General features: G+C 72.3%; 16 protein-coding genes. 9 read left to right on the plus strand and 7 right to left on the minus strand.

Features of this window, described 5'->3' with window-relative positions; all coding sequences use genetic code 11:
- Positions 1–218: 218 nt before the first annotated feature.
- Genes ACIHEI_RS12045 through ACIHEI_RS12055 form a run of 3 tightly spaced genes read left to right on the plus strand, consistent with a single transcriptional unit; the run spans position 219 to position 3,669 of the window.
- On the plus strand, positions 219–1,775 hold the full coding sequence (locus tag ACIHEI_RS12045; protein ID WP_396606520.1) for a flavin-containing monooxygenase: 1,557 nt from the start codon (positions 219–221) through the stop codon (positions 1,773–1,775).
- A complete protein-coding gene (locus ACIHEI_RS12050; RefSeq protein WP_396606521.1) occupies positions 1,772–2,791 on the plus strand; it encodes an alpha/beta fold hydrolase in 1,020 nt (339 codons plus the stop codon). The genes ACIHEI_RS12045 and ACIHEI_RS12050 overlap by 4 nt, the downstream gene beginning before the upstream one ends.
- Entirely contained in the window at positions 2,788–3,669 is an 882-nt protein-coding gene (locus tag ACIHEI_RS12055; RefSeq protein ID WP_396606522.1) for an SDR family oxidoreductase, read from the plus strand. The genes ACIHEI_RS12050 and ACIHEI_RS12055 overlap by 4 nt, the downstream gene beginning before the upstream one ends.
- An 86-nt stretch (positions 3,670–3,755) precedes the next feature.
- Here ACIHEI_RS12055 and ACIHEI_RS12060 read toward each other — a convergent pair whose 3' ends face one another.
- Positions 3,756–5,819 carry a discoidin domain-containing protein gene (locus ACIHEI_RS12060; protein WP_396606523.1) on the minus strand — a complete coding sequence of 688 codons (2,064 nt, stop codon included), beginning with the start codon at positions 5,817–5,819 and terminating at the stop codon, positions 3,756–3,758.
- Positions 5,820–6,331: 512 nt separating this feature from the next.
- On the opposite strand from ACIHEI_RS12060, the gene ACIHEI_RS12065 reads away from it, so the two are divergent.
- Together ACIHEI_RS12065 and ACIHEI_RS12070 are read left to right on the plus strand one after the other, a co-directional pair.
- Entirely contained in the window at positions 6,332–7,105 is a 774-nt protein-coding gene (locus ACIHEI_RS12065) for an SDR family NAD(P)-dependent oxidoreductase (protein ID WP_396606524.1), read from the plus strand.
- 252 nt (positions 7,106–7,357) lie between these two features.
- Positions 7,358–9,163, plus strand: coding sequence for an ABC transporter ATP-binding protein (locus tag ACIHEI_RS12070; RefSeq protein ID WP_396606751.1), 1,806 nt, complete (start codon positions 7,358–7,360; stop codon positions 9,161–9,163).
- 15 nt (positions 9,164–9,178) lie between these two features.
- Here ACIHEI_RS12070 and ACIHEI_RS12075 read toward each other — a convergent pair whose 3' ends face one another.
- Positions 9,179–9,850, minus strand: a complete 672-nt coding sequence (locus ACIHEI_RS12075) for a lysophospholipid acyltransferase family protein (protein ID WP_387634814.1) — start codon at positions 9,848–9,850, stop codon at positions 9,179–9,181.
- A 239-nt stretch (positions 9,851–10,089) separates the two neighbouring features.
- Positions 10,090–12,270 (minus strand): CDP-glycerol glycerophosphotransferase family protein, encoded by a 2,181-nt coding sequence (locus ACIHEI_RS12080; protein ID WP_396606525.1) that lies wholly within the window; start codon positions 12,268–12,270, stop codon positions 10,090–10,092.
- 617 nt (positions 12,271–12,887) lie between these two features.
- Here ACIHEI_RS12080 and ACIHEI_RS12085 point away from each other — a divergent pair.
- Both ACIHEI_RS12085 and ACIHEI_RS12090 read left to right on the plus strand, forming a co-directional pair.
- Positions 12,888–13,157 (plus strand): hypothetical protein, encoded by a 270-nt coding sequence (locus ACIHEI_RS12085; protein WP_387634808.1) that lies wholly within the window; start codon positions 12,888–12,890, stop codon positions 13,155–13,157.
- Between the two features lie 214 nt (positions 13,158–13,371).
- Positions 13,372–13,794 (plus strand): secondary thiamine-phosphate synthase enzyme YjbQ, encoded by a 423-nt coding sequence (locus ACIHEI_RS12090; RefSeq protein WP_387634806.1) that lies wholly within the window; start codon positions 13,372–13,374, stop codon positions 13,792–13,794.
- Between the two features lie 19 nt (positions 13,795–13,813).
- On the opposite strand, the gene ACIHEI_RS12095 is transcribed toward ACIHEI_RS12090, so the two are convergent.
- The 4 genes from ACIHEI_RS12095 to pqqC all read right to left on the minus strand — a co-directional run bounded on the left by ACIHEI_RS12095 (position 13,814) and on the right by pqqC (position 20,006).
- The gene (locus ACIHEI_RS12095; protein ID WP_396606526.1) at positions 13,814–16,861 is read right to left on the minus strand and encodes a choice-of-anchor D domain-containing protein; all 3,048 of its coding nucleotides are present in this window, start codon (positions 16,859–16,861) and stop codon (positions 13,814–13,816) included.
- 90 nt (positions 16,862–16,951) lie between these two features.
- Complete coding sequence (gene pqqB / locus ACIHEI_RS12100) at positions 16,952–17,857, minus strand: pyrroloquinoline quinone biosynthesis protein PqqB (RefSeq protein ID WP_396606527.1); 906 nt, start codon at positions 17,855–17,857, stop codon at positions 16,952–16,954.
- A gap of 19 nt (positions 17,858–17,876) precedes the next feature.
- On the minus strand, positions 17,877–19,301 hold the full coding sequence (pqqE, locus tag ACIHEI_RS12105; protein ID WP_396606528.1) for a pyrroloquinoline quinone biosynthesis protein PqqE: 1,425 nt from the start codon (positions 19,299–19,301) through the stop codon (positions 17,877–17,879).
- 3 nt (positions 19,302–19,304) lie between these two features.
- A complete protein-coding gene (gene pqqC / locus ACIHEI_RS12110) occupies positions 19,305–20,006 on the minus strand; it encodes a pyrroloquinoline-quinone synthase PqqC (protein WP_396606529.1) in 702 nt (233 codons plus the stop codon).
- Positions 20,007–20,318: 312 nt separating this feature from the next.
- Between pqqC and ACIHEI_RS12115 the strand changes: the two genes are divergently transcribed.
- Both ACIHEI_RS12115 and ACIHEI_RS12120 read left to right on the plus strand, forming a co-directional pair.
- Entirely contained in the window at positions 20,319–20,534 is a 216-nt protein-coding gene (locus tag ACIHEI_RS12115) for a hypothetical protein (RefSeq protein ID WP_387634793.1), read from the plus strand.
- Between the two features lie 22 nt (positions 20,535–20,556).
- Positions 20,557–21,387 (plus strand): alpha/beta fold hydrolase, encoded by an 831-nt coding sequence (locus ACIHEI_RS12120; protein WP_396606530.1) that lies wholly within the window; start codon positions 20,557–20,559, stop codon positions 21,385–21,387.
- The last annotated feature ends 81 nt before the right edge of the window (positions 21,388–21,468 follow it).

Genomic DNA, 21,468 nt, shown 5'->3' on the forward strand with positions numbered 1-21,468 from the left:
AGCATAGGGCCGGGCCGGGAGGGGCGGATAGCCGCGCAATCGTCCGCGTCGGCGCTATTCCACTCGGTGTCAACAAGGGCTACTCTGCCAAACGCGCCAGTGATTACTGGCAGCATCCAGGGCTCCATCCCCTCAGCACACAGCGGCAGTTCAGCACCGCACCCACCGCACCGCACCCGGCCCGTGCCGTCCCCCACCCTTGCCAGGAGGACCCGCCCATGGCACCCCGCACCAAGAAGCCGCCCGCCCCCGACCCCGTCGAGCCCCAGGCCGTGCCGCACGTGCGGGTCGCCGTCGTCGGCTCCGGCTTCGGCGGCCTCGGCGCCGGCGTCCGGCTGCGCCGCGCCGGGATCACCGACTTCGTGATCCTGGAACGCGCGGACTCGGTCGGCGGCACCTGGCGCGACAACTCGTACCCGGGCTGCGCCTGCGACGTGCCCTCCCACCTGTACTCGTTCTCGTTCGCGCCGAACCCGGAGTGGCCCCGGGTGTTCTCCGGGCAGCCCGACATCCGCGCCTACCTGGAGAAGGTCGCCGACACCTTCGGGCTCCGTCCGCACCTGCGGTTCGGCGCCGAGGTGACCGAACTGCGCTGGGAGGAGGACCGCACCCGGTGGCGGGTCACCACCCGGGCCGGCAGCTGGACCGCCGACGCCGTGGTCTCCGCCGCCGGACCGCTGGCCGACCCGCAGATCCCGGACCTGCCCGGCCTGGACAGCTTCCCCGGCAAGGTCTTCCACTCCTCCCGCTGGGACCACGACTACGACCTGGCGGGCAAGCGCGTCGCCGTGGTCGGCACCGGCGCGTCCGCCGCGCAGATCATCCCGTCCATCCAGCCCACCGTCCGCAGCCTGACGGTCTTCCAGCGCACCCCCGCCTGGGTTCTGCCGCGCGCCGACCGCGAAGTGACGGGCGTGGAGAAGTGGTTGCACAGCAAGCTCCCGCCCAGCGGACTTCTGCGCCGGTCCGCCCTGTTCGTGATTCGCGAGCTCCAGGTGGACGCCTTCGTGCGCCGCCCCCAACTGCTCAAGGCCGTCCAGCAGGTGGCGCTGCACCACATGCGCAAGGCGGTCGCGGACCCGGCGCTGCGCGCCAAGCTCACGCCGGACTACCGGATCGGCTGCAAGCGCATCCTGCTCAGCAACACCTACTATCCGGCGCTCGCCGCCCCCAACACCGAGGTGGTCGCCTCCGGCCTGCGCGAGCTCCGCGGCAGCACACTGGTCGCCGCCGACGGAACCGAACACGAGGTCGACGCGGTGGTGTTCGGCACCGGATTCCACGTCACCGACCTGCCGATCGCGGAGCGGGTGTACGGCATCGGAGGCATGCCGCTGGCCGAAGCGTGGAAGGACGGTATGGAGGCGCTGCGCGGCTCCACCGTGCGGGGCTTCCCGAACCTGTTCTTCCTGATCGGCCCGAACACCGGGCTCGGCAACAACTCGATGATCCTGATGATCGAGTCCCAACTCAACTACCTGATCGACGCGCTGACCACACTGGACTCCCTCGGCGCCACCGCCATGCAGCCCACCGAACGGGCCCAGCGGCAGTGGAACCTGGAACTCCAGCACCGGATGAGCCGCACCGTGTGGACCACCGGCGGGTGCCGCAGCTGGTACCTCGAGGAGGACGGCAAGAACACCGTCCTGTGGCCGGCCTCCACCAGCGCCTTCCGCCGTGCCACCCGGCACGTCGACCTCGCCGAGTACGAACTCCTCAAGCGCACCGCCCCGTTGGGCGACGCGCTCGACACCGAGGCGGTGCCCGTATGAGCCCCCGTATCCCTGCCGACTGCGTGCTGCCCGACCCGGCGGCCGTCCACACCGTCCGCTCCGCCGACGGCGCCGAACTCAACGTCGAGGAGTACGGGCGCGAGGGCGCGCCCCTGCTGGTGCTCGCCCACGGCTGGACGTGCGCCACCACGTTCTGGGCGCCCGTGATCAACCGGCTGGTCAGCGACTTCCGGGTCATCGCCTACGACCAGCGCGGCCACGGCCGCAGCCCCGCGCCGGCCGGCGCCGCCGGGTACGGCACCGGCAAGCTCGCCGAGGACCTCGAAGCGGTGCTGACCGCGACCGTCCCCGCCGGTCGGCGCGCGGTGGTGGTCGGCCACAGCATGGGCGGTATGACCATCATGGCGGCCGGCGGACGCCCCGAGGTGGCCGCCCGCACCGCCGCCAACGTGCTGGTCAACACCGGCGCCGGCGAACTCGTCGACGAGCAGACGGTGTTGCCGCTCTTCGTGCGCGGACGGGCGCTGCGGCGCCTGCTGAGCCGGCCGGTGCTCCAGTCCCGGCTGTCGCTCGGGCCGATCAACGGCATCAGCCGGGCCGTCCTCAAGTACGCCACCATGGGCCCCGCCACGCCCCCCGACCGGGTCGAGGCCTGCGCGCAGGTGGTGCACGCCTGCCCGCCCAAGGTGCGCCACCGCTGGTCGATCGTGCTGGACGTGCTGGACGTGCACGCCGAACTGGCCCGGATCACCGCGCCCACCGCCGTCATCACCAGCAGCAACGACAAGCTGACCCCGCCGGTCCACTCGCGCCGGATCGCCGCCGCCCTGGCCGACCCGCGCGGCCTGCTGGAACTGGACGGCGCCGGCCACATGAGCCCGCTGGAGCGGCCCGCCGAGGTCGCCGACGAGATCCGCCGGGTCGCCGCGCTGGTCGCCGACGACCTGTTGGCGGGCGTCGTTGCGTTCGCCGGTGCCGAAAGCACGACCGATGCCGCGGGTGCCGCCGCCTCGGACCACCCGTCCCCGACCGTCACCGTGGAGAAGACCGCATGACCCCGCCGCTGTCCTCGCAGGTCGTCGTCATCACCGGAGCCGCCCGCGGCCTGGGCGCGCTGATGGCCCGCAAGCTCGCCGACCGGGGCGCCAAGGTCGCGCTGGTCGGCCTGGAGCCCGCCGAGCTCAAGGCCGTCGCCGCCCAGTGCGGCGAGCACGCCTCCGCCTGGGAGGCCGACGTCACCGACCTGGACGCGCTGACCGAGGTGGCGAACCGGATCAAGGACCGGTACGGACGGATCGACACCGTCGTCGCCAACGCCGGCATAGCACTCGGCGGGCCCACGCAGGACAGCGACCACCGGGCCTGGAGCCGGGTGATCGAGGTCAACCTGCTCGGCTCCGTCGCCACCGCCCGGGCCTTCCTACCCGCGCTGGTCGAGAGCCGCGGCTACCTGCTGCAGATCGCCTCGCTCGCCGCGCTCACCCCCGCCCCGCTGATGTCCGCCTACTGCGCCTCCAAGGCCGGCGTCGAGTCCTTCGCCCACGCGCTGCGCGCCGAGGTCGCCTACCAGGGCGTCAAGGTCGGTGTCGGCTACCTGAGTTGGACCGACACCGACATGGTGCGCGGCGCCGACCAGGACGAGGTGCTGCGGCAGATGCGCGCCAAGCTCCCCTGGCCGGCCAACAAGACGTACCCGATCGGCCCCGCCGTGGACCGGCTGGTGGCCGGCATCGGCCGCCGCTCCGCGCACGTCTACGCGCAGGCCTGGCTGCGGGGCATGCAGCCGGTGCGCTGGATGATGCCGACCCTGATCGCCGCCGTCGGCTCCCGCGACGTCGCCCGGCTCGCACCGCAGCTGAAGGCCACCGCAGGCACCCGGCTGCGCCCGGTCGGCGCGGGTGGGCAGGCCGACCAGGACGCCCGGGGCGAGTGACGATCACCGAATGACGGGCGGACGATCGGCGTTGGAGAGAGGCCGATCGTCCGCCCGTCATGTTCAGACGGTCACACCGGGCGTGGTCAGGTGCCGTGCACCGACATCTCGTACAGCGAGTACCCCCACTGGGTGGCCCGCGCCGTGCCGTGGAAGCGCACGTACCGGGCCGCCGTCGGCGCGAACGCGGCGGTGTCCAGCCCGCCGTCGCCCGCCGTGGTCGACCAGACGGTGCGCCAGGTGCTGCCGTCCGTGGACACCTCGATCCGGTAGCCGGTGGCGTAGGCGCGCTCCCAGTCCAGCGTCACCCGGTCCACGGTGTGCACCGCGCCGAGGTCCACGCTCAGCCACTGGTCGTCGCTCCAGTCGCTCGCCCAGCGGGTCGAGTGGTCGCCGTCCAGCGCCCGGCCGGGCTGGTAGGAGGTGAACGGGTTCCACTCCGCGGAGCTCGCCGTGGCATTCGCCGTGCCGGTCGCCAACTCCCGCCCGGCGGAGTGGTGTTCGGTGGCGCGCCAGGTGGTCAGGTAGGACTGCGCGCCCTTCATCAGGTCGTTCACCACTCCCTGTCCGCCACTGAGCCGGATCTGCTCGATCCAGTCCGGCAGCAGACCGGCGTGCGCCACGCCGTCGGTGTTGATGTCCCAGGTCCGGGAGCCCGTCACCTGGCGGTCCAGCACCGATCCGCCGTCCGCGCTGCGGAACGGGTACGTCACCGCGTTGGGCGCGCCCGTACCGACCGGGCCCGGCCAGCCGCCGACACCGTTCAGGTCACTGCCGTAGCCGTAACCGACCCCGTAGGTGTCGCGCAGCGCCTTGGTGCGGTTCGCCTCGGCCACGAAGCCGTTCGCGTCGTGCGGGTACTGGGCGGCGAACCCGCCCAGCTTGTACAGGCGTTCGGTCCAGCCGAGGTCCATCCAGCTGTGGCTGGAGAGCACCCCCGGGTAGGACTGCGACTCCAGGATCTCCAGCGAGCTCTTCGCCGCCTTGACGCTCATGTGGTCGAGTTCCAGCATCATGTGGCGCTTCATCATGCCGTGCACCGCGTAGTCGCCGAGCTCGGTCAGCCCACGGGTGTTGCACTGCGCGGACGCCGAGTACGTGGGCAGGTTCACCCCGGCCGGCAGCATCCCCTGGGCCTGCGCGGTGGGCAGCCCGATCGGATTGTCCTGCTGCGGGCCGGTGCACTGCTCGGTGGTCCAGAACGTGCCGGTCGACAGGAACTGCCCGGCGTTCACGGCCACCCCGGTGGTGCCCTCGTCGAACCGCACCCCGCACAGCGCGTTGTCGAACTTGTGGCACAGGAACATGCTGCGCACCCCGAGCGCGTACAGCTCGTCCAGCCCGCGGTCGATCGCGGCCCGGTCGCACTGCGGCACGTCCAGGATCTGCTTGCAGCCGAACGGCTCCGAGGTCTCCACCCCGAGCACCACCGCCAACTTGCCCTGCTCGATCACGGACCGGGCCTGGTCGGAGTCGGTGACGATGCGGAACCAGCCCTTGCCGGGCCCGCCGTACATCGTGTCGATGTACGCCTGGAGTTCGTACGACTTACGCGCCTCGGTGCGGATGGCGTCCATCTCGTCGCAGCCGCGGTCCTTGTACGGGTAGATCGAGCACAGCAGCCCGTTGGTCACCAGGTCGTTGACCAGCACCCGCTCGCCACCGCGCCAGGCCCGCTCGACCCAGGCGTAGTAGTCCTGCTGGTGGCTGAGCGAATTGTGGGCCGGCCAGTCGGCGAAGGTCGGCCAGCCGACCGGGTCGTGGTGGCCGTTCGCGCCGCCCGTGACGTTCTCGAACAGGGCGAGCGAACCGTCCGGATAGTGCTCCGGGCAGTCCTTCAGGGCGTCCGCGACCCCCTGCGGGGAGAACGCGGCACCGCAGATCACTCGGCCGCCGAACCCCTCGGCGGACATCAGGTGGTTGTGCGCGTCGACGAAGCCGCGGACGCTGTCGTCGGCGGCCGTGCCGCGGAACGGCTCGCCCGTGACGTTGATCTGCGAGTCCGGCGCGGGCCGGGCGGTGGGATTCCACCACCCGTCGGCGGCACGGGCGTTGGAGCCCGGCACGGCACCACTGGCGAGTACGGCCGCGAGCAGGAGCAGCGGCAGCAGACGGGCGAGGACGTTCCTGGTGCGATGGTTCCCGATCATGGTCACCTCGGGTCGGGGAGGCGGCGGTCGTGAGACGGCGCGGGTTTTTCCCGAGAATCGCGAGTTGTTGACACTCCGTCAATACCTTTGACGTTATTACTGACCGGTCAGTACGCGATGGGAGTGGGGTGATTTGTCGACAGATCGCCAGGTTTGCGGGTGCGGGACATGGTGCGGGACAGGGTGCGGGACATGTTGCGGGCCCGCCCCGTGGGGAGGGGGCGGGCCCGAAAAGGGGGCGAAGGCGTGCCGGCGCCGTCAGGACCACCGGGGTCGGGGACGGGCCGGGCACGCGACTTCTATCCAGAACGGGTGAAGCTGAACAAGCATCAGTTCTCCAGGGCGAGGTGGACGCCGCGTGGGACGGCGGCGATGCCCGAAACCGTAGGTTGATATGACTTATGCCGCGACGGGGCGCGCCGCCGACGCCCCGGGGGTCGCCCGAAGGGCCGACGGAGCCGCGACCCCAAGATCCACGACGGATCCGGCTACCGACCGGTACGGTCGAGCCCATGACCACAGCCCTCATCACCGGCGCGACCGCCGGCATCGGTGCCGCCTTCGCCCGCCGCCTCGCCGCCGACGGACGCGACCTGGTACTGGTCGCCCGCGACACCGAACGCCTGCGGCAGTCCGCCGACGAACTCACCTCCCGCTACGGCGTCCAGGTCGAGACGATCGCCGCCGACCTCGCCACCGACACCGGCATCGGCTCGGTCGAGGACCGACTGCGCGACGACGCCCGCCCCATCGACCTGCTGATCAACAACGCCGGCTTCGGCAACCGCGGCGCGTACCTGGACGTCCCCGTCCAGGACGAACTCGACATGCTCAAGGTCCACATCGAGGCCGTCCTGCGCACCACCACCGCCGCCGTCCCCGGCATGCGCGAACGCGGCTTCGGCGGCATCGTCAACCTCGCCTCGGTCGCGGCGTTCGTCCCGCGCGGCACCTATGGCGCGACCAAGGCGTGGGTGGTCAACTTCACCCTCGGCATCGCCCGCGACCTGGCCGGCAGCGGAGTGCGCCTCCAGGCGCTCTGCCCCGGCTTCACCCGCACCGAATTCCACCAGCGGGCCGGCATGGGCACCTCCTCCATCCCCGCCTGGGGCTGGCTCACCGCGGACCGTGTCGTCGACGAATCCCTCCGCGACCTCGCCCGCAACCGCCCGCTCTGCGTTCCCGGCAAGCGGTACAAGGCGGCGGTGACGGCGGCCCGGATGCTGCCGCTGGGCGGGCTCGGGAAGCTTTCGACCACGGCGGGGCGGGACTACCGCAAGGCGTAGTTCGGTGCTCACCCGTCCGCAAGGTCGCGATCACGTGCAAGTCATTGTCATGCGTCGCGATCTTGCGGTCGGGTCCTTCCGCTTCGCGCAGTTCCCCGCGCCCCTGGTGGTGCTCTCCCGCGCCCCTGGTGGTGCTCTCCCTGCTTGTGCCTCCTTTCCTGGGAATGCCCAGAAGGTTAGGTTTGCTAATGGTGAGTAAGGCTCGTTAAGGTGAGCCCCGCCCCCCTGTCCGCCGACCAGCTGGAGGTCTCCGTGCGACTGAACCGGATCGACTGGACGCCGCCCGAAGGGGAGGAGCGGCAGCCTGCGCAGGTGAAGAGGATCTTGCGGTTGTTCCGGCCGTATGCCGGGCGGCTGGCCGGGGTCGGGTTGTTGGTGGCGGCGTCGGCGGTGGTGTCCGTGGTGACGCCGTTCCTGTTGCGGGCGGTGCTGGACGTCGCGATTCCGGAGCGGCGCACGGGCCTGCTGACCCTTCTCGCGTTGGGGATGATCGCGGCGGCCGTGATCACCAGCGTGCTCAACGTGCTGCAGACGCTGATCTCCACCACGGTGGGGCAGCGCGTCATGCACGACCTGCGGACCTCGGTCTACCGGCATCTGCAGCGGATGTCGCTGGCGTTCTTCACCCGGACCCGCACCGGTGAGGTGCAGTCGCGGATCGCCAATGACATCGGCGGGATGCAGGCCACCGTCACCGGCACGGCCACCTCGCTGGTGTCGAACCTGACCGCGGTGATCGCCAGCGTGGTCGCGATGGTGGCGCTGGACTGGCGGCTGACCATTGTTTCCCTGCTGCTGCTCCCGGTGTTCGTGTGGATCAGCCGCCGGGTCGGCCGGGAGCGGAAGCGGATCACGGGGGAGCGGCAGCGGCAGCTCGCCAAGCTCTCGTCCGCGGTGCAGGAGTCACTGTCCGTCAGTGGCATCCTGCTGGGCCGCACGATGGGTCGTTCCGCCTCGCTGACCAGCGAATTCGCCGATCAGTCGGACGAGTTGGCGGCGCTGGAGGTGCGCTCCAGCATGGCCGGCCGGTGGCGGATGTCGACCATAGGGATCGTGATGGCCGCGATGCCCGCGATGATCTACTGGGCGGCGGGCCTGGCCACCGCGACCGGCGCGCCGATCGTCTCGCTGGGCACCCTGGTGGCGTTCGTGTCGTTGCAGCAGGGCCTGTTCCGGCCGACCGTCAGCCTGCTGTCCACCGGCGTGGACGTGCAGACCTCGCTGGCGCTGTTCCAGCGGATCTTCGAGTACCTCGACCTGCCGGTGGAGATCGACGAGCCCGAGCACCCCGTCCAGCTGGAGCGGATCCGCGGCGACGTGCGGTTCGAGGACGTCGAGTTCCACTACCAGGCCGGGCAGGACCGGCCCACTCTGGACGCCATCGACCTGACCATTCCGGCGGGCGGCTCGCTGGCGGTGGTCGGCGAGACCGGTTCCGGCAAGTCCACGCTGTCCTACCTGGTGCCGCGGCTGTACGACGTCAGCTCCGGGCGGGTGCTGATCGACGGGGTGGACGTGCGCGAGCTGTCGTTCGAGACGCTGGCCCGGGCGGTCGGCGTGGTCTCCCAGGAGACGTACCTGTTCCACGCGTCGATCGCCGACAACCTGCGGTTCGCCAAGCCCGACGCCACCGACGACGAACTCGTCGCCGCCGCGAAGGCCGCCCAGATCCACGACATGATCGCCGAACTGCCGGACGGCTACGACACCTTGGTGGGCGAGCGCGGCTACCGCTTCTCCGGCGGCGAGAAGCAGCGCCTGGCCATTGCCCGTACGGTGCTTCGCAATCCGCCGGTGCTGATCCTGGACGAGGCGACCAGCGCGCTGGACAACCAGACCGAGCTGGCTGTCCAACTGGCCCTGGACGACCTCGCCGAGGGCCGCACCACGATCACCATCGCGCACCGGCTGTCCACCGTCCAGGGCGCCGACCAGATCGCCGTCCTCGACCACGGCACGCTCGCCGAACTCGGCACCCACGAGCAGCTGCTGGCCCGCGACGGCCGCTACGCCGCCCTGCTCAACCGGGACGCCGCGGTGCCGGTGGCCGCCGCCTGACGGCCCGCCGGGGCCCTACGCGGCCTTCGGGGACTCGTTGTACTGCTCGGCCAGCTCCTGGCCGGAGAGGGCGTGGATGGCGGCCATCACCTCGTCGGTGACCTGCCGGCGCGCCTTCGCGGAGCGGGCCTGGCCGTGCAGGTCGTCGAAGCGCAGCGGCTCGCCGAACCGGACGGTGATCTTGCGCAGGCGCGGGATGCGCTTGCCGACCGGGAGGATGTGCTCCGAGCCCTCCAGGGCGACCGGGACGACCGGCACGCCGGCGGTCAGGGCCAGCCAGGCGACGCCGGTCTTGCCGCGGTACAGGCGGCCGTCCAGCGAGCGGGTGCCCTCGGGGTAGATGCCGAACGCCCGGCCGGAGTTGAGGATCTCCAGGCCCTCCTCCAGCGAGGCGGTGGCGGCCCGGACGCTGCCGCGCTCCACCGGGACGGCGTTGATCACGTGGGTGAAGAAGTACCGGGAGATCGCGCCCTTGACGCCGGTGCCGGTGAAGTACTCGGCCTTCGCCAGGAAGAACACCTGACGCGGCGCGGCCAGCGGGATCACCACGCTGTCCACGAACGACAGGTGATTGCTCGCCAGGATCACCCCGCCCTTGCGCGGCACGTTCTCCAGGCCCTCGATGGTCGGCCGGTAGAGGGCACGCGCGAGCGGCTTGAGCACGAGCTTGGTGACGAGGTCGATCAACGGGCCCTCCCTGGCCGAAGGTCGGACCGCCCGGGGCCCAAGGCGGTACCCGCCGAGGGGCGAGGCACGCGGCTCGGACGGAGGTCGGACCACTGGGTTCGAACCGCAGACTACGACATCGCACCGGCCGCCCGTCCACCGGACGGCGGCATCACGCCACTGCGATCCTCGTCACGCCCACCTGGTGGGAAAGCACCCTCTCACCTGGTGAGACGGCCCACCAGGTGAGACGGCCCTGCCTACTTGCGGACCGGGAAGATCCGGCTGACCACCCGTTCGGCGGCCCGGCCGTCGTCCCACGGGCAGAACCGCTCCCGGAAGCGCTGCCGGGCGGTCGGCTCCGGGTCGCCCGCGAGCAGCGCGTCGGTCAGCGCGTCCTGCTCGGTGGCGACCGCGCCCGGGGGCTCCTTCATCAGGTCGAAGTAGACGCCCCGGACCTGCTGGTACTCCTCCCAGTCGGGGGCGTACACGGCGATCGGCCGGTCCAGCACCGCGTAGTCGAACATCATCGACGAGTAGTCGGTGACCAGGGTGTCGGCCGCCAGGTACAGGTCCTCCACCGAGGGGTGGTCGGAGACGTCCAGCAGCCGGGCCGAGCCCGGGAGGGACGTCAGGTCGCCCGCGCCGCCGTCGTGGAAGTAGTGGGTGCGCACCAGTACCGTCCAGCCGGAGCCGAGCCGTTCGGCCAGCGCGGGCAGGTCCAGCAGCGGCAGGTAGCCGCCCCGGGACTCGCGGTGGGTCGGCGCGTACAGCACGGTGCGCTGGCCGGGGGCGATGCCCAGGTCGCGGCGGACCTTCGCGCACTCCTCGGTGGTGGCGTGCACCAGGCGGTCGTTGCGCGGGTAGCCGGTGTCGAGGACCTGGTAGGTGCCGGGGAACGCCCGGGCGAAGTGCTCGCTGGTGTGCGGGTTCGGCGACACCAGGTAGTCCCAGCGCGACACCGCCTCGCGCAGCCGGTCGAAGTCCATGCCGTCCGCCGCGACCGGGTGGTCCCGCAGGTCCATCCCCATCGCCTTCAGCGGCGTGCCGTGCTGGGTCTGCACGTGCACCGTGCCGGTCCGCTTCGCCATCGTGTGCGGGAAGTTGACGTTGTTGACGAAGTACTTGGCGGTGGCCATCGCCTTCAGGTACGCCGGGGTGTTGACGATGACGTACGGCACGCCCTCGGGCATCGTCGCGGCCCGCGCCGCGTTCTCCACCACCCACACGCCGCGCACCTGCGGGGCCAGCTCGCGGGCCTTCTCGTAGATCGCCGCCGGGTTGCAGGCGTACCCGCGGTGCCAGTACGCCGCGTACACCGCCAGGTGCTCGTCTATCGGGAGCCGCCGGAACGCGTTGTACGCGGTGAACCGGGCGCTGCTGCGCATCGCCTTCTTCACCCCGGGCGCGACCGCCCTGGTGCCGCGCTTGACGGCGCCCGGCAGCCGGCCGCCGCGGCGCAGCTCGGCGTAGGCGCGCCGGGAGCCGCGGGCGGCCAGCCGGTACTGGATGCCGCGGATGCCGGACGGGAAGCGGTAGCCGGCCGGGCGGTGCTTGGCGAAGTGGCCGGTGATCCGGGCGAAGAACTCGGCGCGCAGCTCGACCGGGACCAGCCCGGGGCTGTCGTAGATGGTCAGGGCCTGCTTGACGGTGCGGTCGAAGACCAGGGTGCGCAGCTTGTTCGCCCGCTCGTCGCGGTCCAGGAAGGCGAAGATCGCGTCGTACTGGGCGAAGGCGTCGGCGTGCTTGGGCGAGGCGGTGGCGGTGATGGCGCCCGGGCGGCCGCGCCGGTAGCGGTAGCAGGGGCGGTCGAGGTAGACCAGCCGGTCGGCGGCCAGCAGCAGCGGGTAGGTGACGGAGATGTCCTCGTAGTACCCGCGGCCGAAGTGCACGTCCAGGTCGAGCAGGTACTGCCGGCGCATCACCTTGTTCCACACCGCGAGCACCGAGTTGAACAGCGCCGGGTGCTCGGCGGCGGTGCAGCCGGAGACCAGCGGGGAGCCGGCCAGCACGTGCCGCCAGGGGTTCGGCTCCTCGCCGCCGTCGTGGTAGACGTGCGTGAAGTCGGTGAGCAGCACGTCGGCGGGCACGTCGCGGGTGGTCTCGGCGCGCAGTTCGGCGAGGATCGCGTCGATGGTGCCCTCGGGCAGCCAGTCGTCGCTGTCGACGAACCAGACGTAGGTGCCGGTGGCCTCGGCGAGGCCGGCCGTGCGGGCGCCGCCCAGGCCCTGGTTCTCCGCGAGGTGCAGGACCCGCATCCGGGGGTCGGTGGCGGCGTGCGCGTCCAGCAGGGCACCGCTGCGGTCGGGGGAGCGGTCGTCCACCGCGATCAGTTCGACCTCGCCGGGGGCGGCGCCGTCGGCCCGGAGCGAGTCCAGGCACTGCGGCAGGAAGCGTTCGACGCCGTGGACGGGCAGAACGATGCTGAGCAGGGGTGGCACGTGCGTTCACTCCGCGAAGGGATTGGGTGGCTCCGGCAGATCGCCCGGTCCCCGCCCACTCTACCGAGCGCCTACGGGCGCACCTCGGGCGCGGCTGAAACGCGACCGCCGGTGCCGCGCGTGATCGGTGGCGGCACCGGCAGTCCGGTTGGCGGTCCGACCGACCCTCAACGGTCGACCGCCGGTCCGTGCACCACGCCGGAGTCGGGCCGCCGCAGCGTCGAGACGGCCGCAGGTGACTCACTGTGGTGCCGGAAGTCTGTCATGTGATGAGCAGGTGATTCGTTCATACTCGAACTCATCCGACCGGGTTCGGGTGGCTCAGGCCCTTGATCCCGTGTCCATACAGATACTGCTTGGAGGTTCCGGCGGCGTCAATCCCTCGTATGTGTTCAGTTTCTGAACACCACGGGCCGCCGCGACGTCTGACGCCCGGTCATGCTTGGATGGTGCACCATCAACCGATGCGCAGTCGTGACCGGGCGCACCGCACTTCGGTGAACGTCAGTTCCGTTCGCGCGATACGGTGGCAGAACACCAGGACGGTTGCATGAAGACCGCCATAGCCGGATAGTCTTCGCCTCACGGCCCTGGCGCCTCGTAGGGGTGGGAAACAGATGGAACAGATTCAAGTGCGGACGCGGCCCCGGGTGCCCGCGATCCAGTGCGGCATGGGCACGACCGGCCGCCGGATCGAACGGCACCTCGCGGTGCTCGGCGCCCCCGCGCTCTCGACGGTGGACACGGCGGAAGCTCTCGGTCTGATAAGAGAACTGACGCCGCGTGGACCCAGCGTCCCCGTCGCCGTGCCCCGCCGCTCGGTGCGGGTCTCGCTGATGGCCCCGCTGCGCCGGCTCAAGCGGAGCATGTTCGGCAGCCGCGGCTGACCGCACCGACGTGAGGACGGGCGGCCCGCCGCTCGTCGCCACGAACCCGACGGACCGTGAGTCCGTCGGGCTTTCGGCGTTCCCGCGGGCGGTCGGGGCAGCCCTGGCGCACGGTTGCGAAAGGCTGGCGCGCCCTGGCGGGCGACCTTGCGGTGGGGTGGCGTTCGGCGGTCGCCCCTTCGGGACTGGTCGCAAGATCGGCCAGGATGGCCCCATGTCCGACACCTTCCACACCACCACGCTCGAGATCACCACCGGCCGCAGAGAGGTCGCCCTCGACATCACCGACCGCTGCCACGACTTCCTGCGGGACGTTGCCGGCGGACGCGACGGCCTGCTGAACGTCTTCGTCCCGCACGCCACCGCGGGCATCGCCGTCATCGAGACCGGCTCCGGCAGCGACGACGACCTGCTCACCACCCTGCGCGAACTCCTGCCCGCCGACGACCGCTGGCGCCACCGCCACGGCACCCCCGGCCACGGCCGCGACCACGTGCTGCCCGGGCTGGTCGCCCCGCACGCCACCCTGCCGGTGGTGGGCGGCCGGCTCGCCCTCGGCATCTGGCAGTCGGTCGTGCTGATCGACACCAACGGGGACAACCCCGACCGCACCCTGCGGCTGTCCTTCCTCGGTTGACCGGCCGGCCGGCCCGCCGCTAGAAGGTGATCGACACCCCCTGGACGCGGTGGTTGTCGTTGAGCCCGCCGGTGGCGCCCGTGAAGCCGACCAGGACGCCGGCCGGAACGGCCACCGTGGTGTCGATCGCCGCCCGGCCGTCCACGGTGACCTGGACGCGGCCGCCGGTGACCTGCACGTCCACGGTGTGGGTGCCGGTGCGCAGATCGCCGATGTTGGTCGCGGTGGCGGCGTAGACGAGCGCGTCGCCCTGGCCGCCGGTGGCCAGGGCGACGAAGTTGGCCGAGGGGTCGTTGGCGTTCTTGGACGTGTCCAGGGTGACGGCGAGGCCGTGCAGTCCGGAGTAGCCGAGCCCGCCGCCGCCACCACCGAGCGCGTGCGGCGTCTCGTGGGCCGCGTCGAGCAGGACGAAGGCCAGGCCGTCCGCCCCCGAGGCACCGCCGCCGCCGATGACGGCCGTGAAGTGGGCACGCAGGTTCGCGGAGGGCACGGCCATGTCGCACAGCGCGGATCCGGTCTGGTCGTTGATGGCCTCGGTGAGCACGATGTCGGTGCCGGAGAGCACGGCCGTGCCGTTGAACGTCCAGTCGTCGGCGCTCGGCGGGGCGACGCTGCCGCTGGTGACCCCGGTGCCGGTGAAGGAGACGGTCTGCATGCCCTGGCTGTCGTCGCCGGTGAGCAGGAAGTGACCGGAGGCCTGGCCGGCGGCGGTGGGGGTGAAGACCACCGTCTGGGTGACCTGCTGGTCGGGGCCGAGTTGCTGGCCCTCGGCGATCGGGTCGGGAGCGGAGAACGGCGCGGTGGGCGGCGCGGCCTTGGTCACGTTCAGCGTCACGTTGCCGGTGTTCTTGATGTCGAAGGTCCTGCTGAGCGAACCGCCGACCGGGACCTGGCCGAAGTCGACCGAAGTCGGCTTGATCGTCAGCTGCGGGGCGCCGACGACGGCCGTACCGGTGAGCGGGACAGTGACCGAGAGCCCGTCCGAGCCGGTGACGGTGAACTGCGAGCTGTCGCCGCCGGCCGGGCTCGGGACGGTCGGCGCGTAGGTGGCGGACACGGCGAGCGAGGTGCCCGGGGCGAGGCTGAAGCCGACCGGGGGCAGGCCGGCGACCGTGAACGGGGGAGATGACGACGTGGTGCCGCCGATCGTCTCGGGCGTGGTGCCGGTGTTGGTGACGATCACGCTGAGCGTCATCGAGGACTGGGTGGCCAGCTGGCCGAAGTCCAGCGACGGCGGTGACGCGGCGAAACCGGGCTGGGTGCCGGTGCCGTGCAGGTCGAGGCCCACGGTGCCGGCGACGCCGTTCGTCGTCACGGCGAAGGAGAGCGTCCCCGTCGCTCCACCGGGCCCGGTCGGCGCGAAGCCGACCGGGACGGCCAGGGTGCCCCCGGTGTTCAGGGTGACCGGGAGGGCCGGGGGCGTGGCACTGAAGGGCGCGGCCGTGGTGATCGCCGTGACGGTCACGCCGCGCGCCGCGGTGACCGTCGTGGTGGCGTTGCCGGTGGCGCCCACCGCGACCTGCCCGAAGTCGACCGGAGTGCCCGTCAGGGCGGCCTGGGACGGGCTGCCGAAGGCGATCAGCCGGCCGTCGCGGGTACCGACGTAGACCCGGCCCGAGCCGACGCCGACCTTGGCGAACTTCACGGCCGTCCCGATCGGCGCCGACCAGCGCAGCGTCAGGACGCCGTTGACCGGCACCGCGTCGTACGCGCGCAGTTGCGCGTTGCTGCCGTCCTTACCCTTGGGGTCGGGGCAGACGACCCAGACCAGCGCCGAACCGGAGGTCATACCGTCGGACGTCACGCTCGGCGAGCCCGGGTAGTGGCCGATCTCGGCGCTGCTGGTGCCCGCATTGGCCAGGACGGGCGTGCCGGTGCCGTCGACGCCGTACTTGAGCGCGCGCAGATGGCCGTCGTTCTCGGGGACGTACACGAAGCCGCCGTCACCGCCCCAGACCGCCAGGTGGCCCCAGACGCCGCGGAACGGCCCGGCCACGGACAGCGCCCCGTCCGAGCCGCCGGGCCCCTGGCCACGACCGCCCAGATCGTCCCGGTCGAGGAGGAAGACCCGGCCGTCCTTTCCGATCTGGACCAGCAGCTTCGGGTGGGCCGTGGTGCCGAACGGCGGCGAGGGCAGGGCCACCGGGCCGCCGGAGCCGAAGTCCTGGTCGTGCAGGTCCAGTTGGTCCGCGTTGTCGGGGCTGAAGAAGTCCACCGCGGTGAGCTGCCCGTTGCTGGACACGTGGATCACCGACTCGGCGAGGTGGCCGGGCGGCTGGTTGCCCGGGCCGGGCGCGGGCGAGATGCCGTTGCCGGTGGAGAAGAAGATCCGGCCGGGACCGTCCGAGACCAGGCCGCCGCCGCCCATCCAGACCCCGGACCTCGGCGTCTTGCCGCCCGTGTTCTGCGTGCACCACATGCGCAGCGCACCGGTCGCCGTCTTCACCCCGACCAGGTAGCCGAAATACGTGTCCGCGTCGCAGTGCGCGCCGAACCCGGCGAACACCTCGCCGTCGAGCAGCAGCAGGCCGGTCCGCTGCTGCGCCGTGAACGGGTCGAACACGACGCCCGCGTTGTTCGGCGGGGAGCCCTGGATCTTCACCGGCCAGTTCGGCGGCTCGTTGCCGGTCGCCACGTCCAGGCTGTGCAGGAACCACTGCACGCTCTTGCCGTGCGGGTCGCCGTCGACGTTGACCTTGGCGGTGAGGTAGACCCGCCCCGACGAGGGATCGAACACCGGGGTGGAGGTCACGCCGATGTTGGGGACCAGGTCGCCGCAGCCGATCGCGGCGGCCGGCCAGCCGGGGCCGAGGGACTTGGACCAGAGGATCGCGCCGGTGACGGCGTGGATGCCGTAGACCTTGTTGTTCTCGGTCGCCACCACGACGGTGGACCCGATGACCAGCGGCTGGGTGTAGACCTGCCCGTCCACGGCCGTCGAGAACAGCTGGCCGAAGTCGGCGGCACTCACCTGGCTGGGCGCCAGCTGCGGCTGGGCCGAGTCCCAGCCGGTCCGCATCGGATTGAACGAGACGGTCGGATCCTGGGCGATCACATTCGGCGTCATGGTGCGCTTCCTTCTCCGTTTCGAGCGACTGCTCTCGAGCGACTGCCCGGGCGGATGTGGTGGGTGGTCATGAGGGCGTCCGTGGGCTGCTCACAGCCGCAGCTCCAGGCCGTCAGCGGCGACTTCCACGCCCTCGGCGGCGAGCTCCTTGTGCTGGTCCGAGTCCGGGTCGGTCAGCGGGTTGGTGTTGTTGAGGTGTGTGTAGAGGCGCCGCGCGCCCGGGTGCGGGCGCAGCCGCCGCAAGGTGCCGTCCGGCCCGGCGATCGGCAGGTGGCCGAAGGCGCGGGCGGTGCGGCGCTCGCCGGCGACGTGCTGCAGCTCCTCGTCGCTCCAGAACGTGCCGTCCAGGAGCAGGCAGTCGGCGCCGGCCAGGAACGCGTCGAAGCCGTCCGGCCAGTCGGCGAGCGAGGGCGCGTAGACCGCGCAGGCTCCGGTCCGGGTGTCTGTGAAGCGGTAGGCGACGGCCCACGGGCCGGGCGCGTCGACGTGGGCGGCGTAGCGGGGCCGCTTGTCGCTCACCGGGAAGGCGGCGACCGTCAGCCCGCCGTCGTCCTCGCTGCCGCCGAGCCGGAGCTGCCGGTCGAGCGGGTGCCAGCGGGAGGTGCCGTAGCGGGCCAGCAGGCCGCGCAGCGGGAAGACCTCGCCGAGGCTGTGCCAGACCGGTGGCGGGGCGTGGATGTCCAGCTCGGCGCCCTCGCGCAGAGCGAGCAGGCCGGCGGTGTGGTCGAGTTCGCCGTCGGTCAGCAGGACCCCGCGCAGCGGCGTGCCGCGGGTACCGTCCGGCGGGGCCAGCTCGGGTGCGGCGAGCAGCTGGACGCGGAGGTCGGGCGAGGCGTTCACCAGGTACCAGGCGTCGTCGGAGGCGCTGACGGCGAGGCATTCCTGCGTCCGCCAGGCTTCCGGGCCGGCCGCGCGGGCCCGGGCGCAGGTCGGGCAGGCGCAGTTCCACTGCGGCAGGCCGCCGCCGGCGGCGGTGCCGAGTACGCGTAGCCGCATGGCTTGCCTCCTTCGCGGTTCAGGCGCCGCGTGGCACCAGCGGCGGGGTGGGGTCCGGCTCGCTGCCCCGGACCAGCCCGGTGACCAGCGCGTGGTGCGGCGAGAGCCGGCAGACCGGGTCGGTGGCGGCCGCGTCCCCCGTCAGCTGGAAGGCCTGGCAGCGGCAACCGCCGTGGTCGAGCTCCTTGCGTTCGCAGCTGCGACAGGGTTCGGGCATCCAGTCCGTGCCGCGGAAGCGGGTGAACGCCGGCGAGTCGAACCAGATGTCCGCCAGCGGGCGGTCGCGCACACTCAGCACGCCGAGCCCCGGGATCTGCGCGGCGGCCGGGCAGGGCAGCACGTCACCGTTCGGCGCGACGGTGAGCTGACGGCCGGCCCAGCCGTTCATGCAGGGCTTGGGCCAGCTCTCGTGGTAGTCCGACACGACATAGACGATCTGCATGCGGTTTGCCAGGCGCTCGCGGGCCGCCGTCACCGCGGCCTCGGCCGCCGCCAGTTGGGCAGCGGTCGGCAGCAGCGCCGCGCGGTTGCGCAGCGCCCAGCCGTAGAACTGGGTGTTCGCCAGCTCCAGGCGGTCCGCGCCGAGCTCCGACGCCAGGTCGATCAGAGCGGGGATCCGGTCGATGTTGCGCCGGTGCAGCACGACATTGACCGTCAGGGCCAGGCCGGCGGCCCCGACCAGAGCGGCGGCGGCCAGCTTGCGCGCGTGCACGGGCCGGCCCGCCAGCTCGTCCGCCGGAGCCGCCGTCGCGTCCTGGAAGCTGAGCTGCACATGATCGAGGCCCGCGGCGGCCAGCTCGGTCAGCCGGGCCCGGGAGAGTGCCTGCCCACCGGTGATCAGGCTGGTGTACAGGCCCAGCCCGCGGGCGTGCGCCACCAGCGCGGGCAGGTCGCGCCGGAGCAGCGGCTCGCCACCCGACAGGTGCACCTGGAGCACGCCCAGGGCCCGCGCCTCGGCGAGGACCCGCCGCCACTCGGCCGGGCTCAGCTCGTCGGCGTACGCGTCGAGCGCGACCGGGTTGGAGCAGTAGGCGCAGCGCAGCGGGCAGCGGTAGGTCAGTTCGGCGAGCAGGCCGTACGGGCGGGCGGCGGTTCGGTCAGTGGTTTGACGTTCGGGCGTCTCGGGATGGGGCTCGGGTGTCTCGGGAAGGGGTTTGGGCGTCGCGGGAAGGGCCGGGCCGGCTGCGAGCAGGTGCTGGTCGGCCAGCGAGGCGAGGAAGGACCGCACCTCGGCCGGTCGCACCCCGGCGTACTCCCGTTCCAGTGTGGCGAGGATCGCCGTCGTGCCGGTGGCGCCGTCGCAGCGTGCGAGCACGGCGGCGGCCGTCTCGCCGAGCACCAGCACGCCGTCCGGATGCAGCAGTACCGGCACGGACCGCACCCGGTCGTGGCCGAGCCGGACGCCCCGGCGCAGGCGCCAGGGGCCCTCCGCCGCCGTGGTCACCCGTCAGCCCGCCGCGGTCGCGTGCTCGATGGCGTCGAGCATCGACCAGAGGACGTCGCACTTGAAGGAGAGCGCGGCCAGCGCCGCGTCCTGCTGCTCACGGCTCGTGCAGTACTCGGTGACCAGGCCCAGTGCGTGGGCCGAGTCGGCGTCGGCCACGGCTGGACGCTGCTCGAAGTACCGGAGGCCGGCGGGCTCCACCCATCCGTAGTGGGTGCGCAGGGCGGTGAGCCGCTCGCGCATCAGGCCGGGCGAGAACAGTTCGGTGAGCGAGGCGGCGACGGCCTCGATCCACGGGCGGGTGCGCGCGAAGTTCACGTAGGCGTCCGTGGCGAAGCGTACGCCCGGCAGGACATGACGCTCGTCCAGCACCTCGTCCCGGCTGAGCCCGGCGGCCTCGGCGAGGGCGAGCCAGTCGACGTTTCCGCCCTGGCCTGGCGCGGTGCCGTCCTGGTCCGCGAGGCGCTTGACCCAGCGGCGGCGGACCTCCGGGACGGGGCAGTTGGCGATCACCGCCGCGTCCTTCCGGGGCAGCCACTTCTGGTAGTACCAGCGATTGGCGATCCAGGATCGCAACTCCGCCTCGCTCAGCCCGCCTTGGTGCAGCCTGAGATGGAACGGGTGGTTGTGCCAGTACCTCTCGGAGTGCGCGTACAGGGCCGCGGTGAACTCCGGGACGGTGCGCGCTGTCCGGTCGTCCGTCATGGCTGCCCGCTACCGTCGGCCCGCGTAGGCCGTGACCTCGGGCGCGAGCTCGATGCTCTGCGCGGTCGGTGGCGACCAGGACCGCCGCAGGTCTGCGCGGGGCGGTGGCTCGGACGGTGCCGCGGGTGCGGGGCCGGCCGGCTCGGGGGGCGGGGGAGCGGTGGTGGCGTTCGGCTGGTTCGTCATACGAGCACCCCGGAGGTGATCACGAGGGGATGTGCAGGGTCGGTTTCCAGCATCGATCCGCGGCCGGGTGCGCGCAATCGGTCCACGGGTCGGGGCCAGGACGGCAGGGGACGTACCCTGGGCGGCATGGCAGAGCAGCAGTCGGAGAGTGCCGGGCAGGTCTGCGAGGTGTCCGCCGACCCGGAGCAGGCGCGCCGCGGGTTGCTGGCCGGCGGGCCCGGTGAGCGTGCCACGTGCGTGCTGTGCGGTGAGGAGACCGAGTACCCGGCCGAGACGCCGGGATCCACGCTGTGTCCGGTCTGCACCTGGCAGCAGGCCCAGCGGGCCGCGTGCTCCGGCTGATGATCCATCAGACAATCGGTCCATGACCGTTTTCGCGCCGAGCGCCGGGCCCGTCGGCGGCCTACTGGAACGCCCGCACGCCACGCTCGCCTTCGAGGTGGCCGGGCCGGCGGACGGCCCGCTCGCCGTGCACGCGCACGGCTCGCTCTCCAGCCGGGCCCACGAGAGGCGCGCCGGCCTGTTCGACTGGACGCCGCTCACCACGACGCACCGGCTTGCCCGGTACGACGCGCGCGGCCACGGGTACTCGACAGGGCGCGCCGTCGCCGAGGACTTCGGCTACCCCGCGCTCGCCCAGGACCTGCTCGCGCTCTGCGACCACCTCTCGCCGGACGCACCCGTCACCGGGCTCGGGGCGTCCATGGGCACCGCGACCGTCCTGTGGGCCGCGCTCGCCCGCCCCGAACGGTTCGACCGCCTGGTGCTGGCCATCCCCGCCGTCGCCTGGGCGGCCCGCGACCCGCGACGGGCCGGACTGCGAGCCGCCGCCGCCCTGGTGGAACGGCGCGGCACGGGCACGCTCGGAGCAGCCGCGAAGATCGGCGGGCCGCCCGCGGTGCTCGCCGAAGTCCCGCAGTACGCCACCGAGTTCGACGCCGCCGAGCACCTCGCCCCGTCCGTCCTCCGAGCCGCCGCCGAAGCCGACCTGCCCACCCCCGACCGCCTCCGCGACCTCCCCCACCCCACCCTGATCCTCACCTGGCCCACCGACCCCATCCACCCGACCGCCACCGCGACCGCCCTCGCCGCCCACCTCCCCGAAGCCCGCCTGCACACGGCCACGACCCTGACGGACATCAGGAGTTGGGGCCGGGTGGCGGCGGACTTCCTGGCAGGCGGCGAGTCCTCGTAGCGGCAGGTGTTCGGCTACTGGATGCGGAGCTGACGGTCTTCGGGGGGCGGGTTCGGGTCCTGCCCGTGACGGACTTCGGCG

This window comes from Kitasatospora sp. NPDC051984 (genome assembly GCF_044593455.1).
Lineage (GTDB): Bacteria > Actinomycetota > Actinomycetes > Streptomycetales > Streptomycetaceae > Kitasatospora.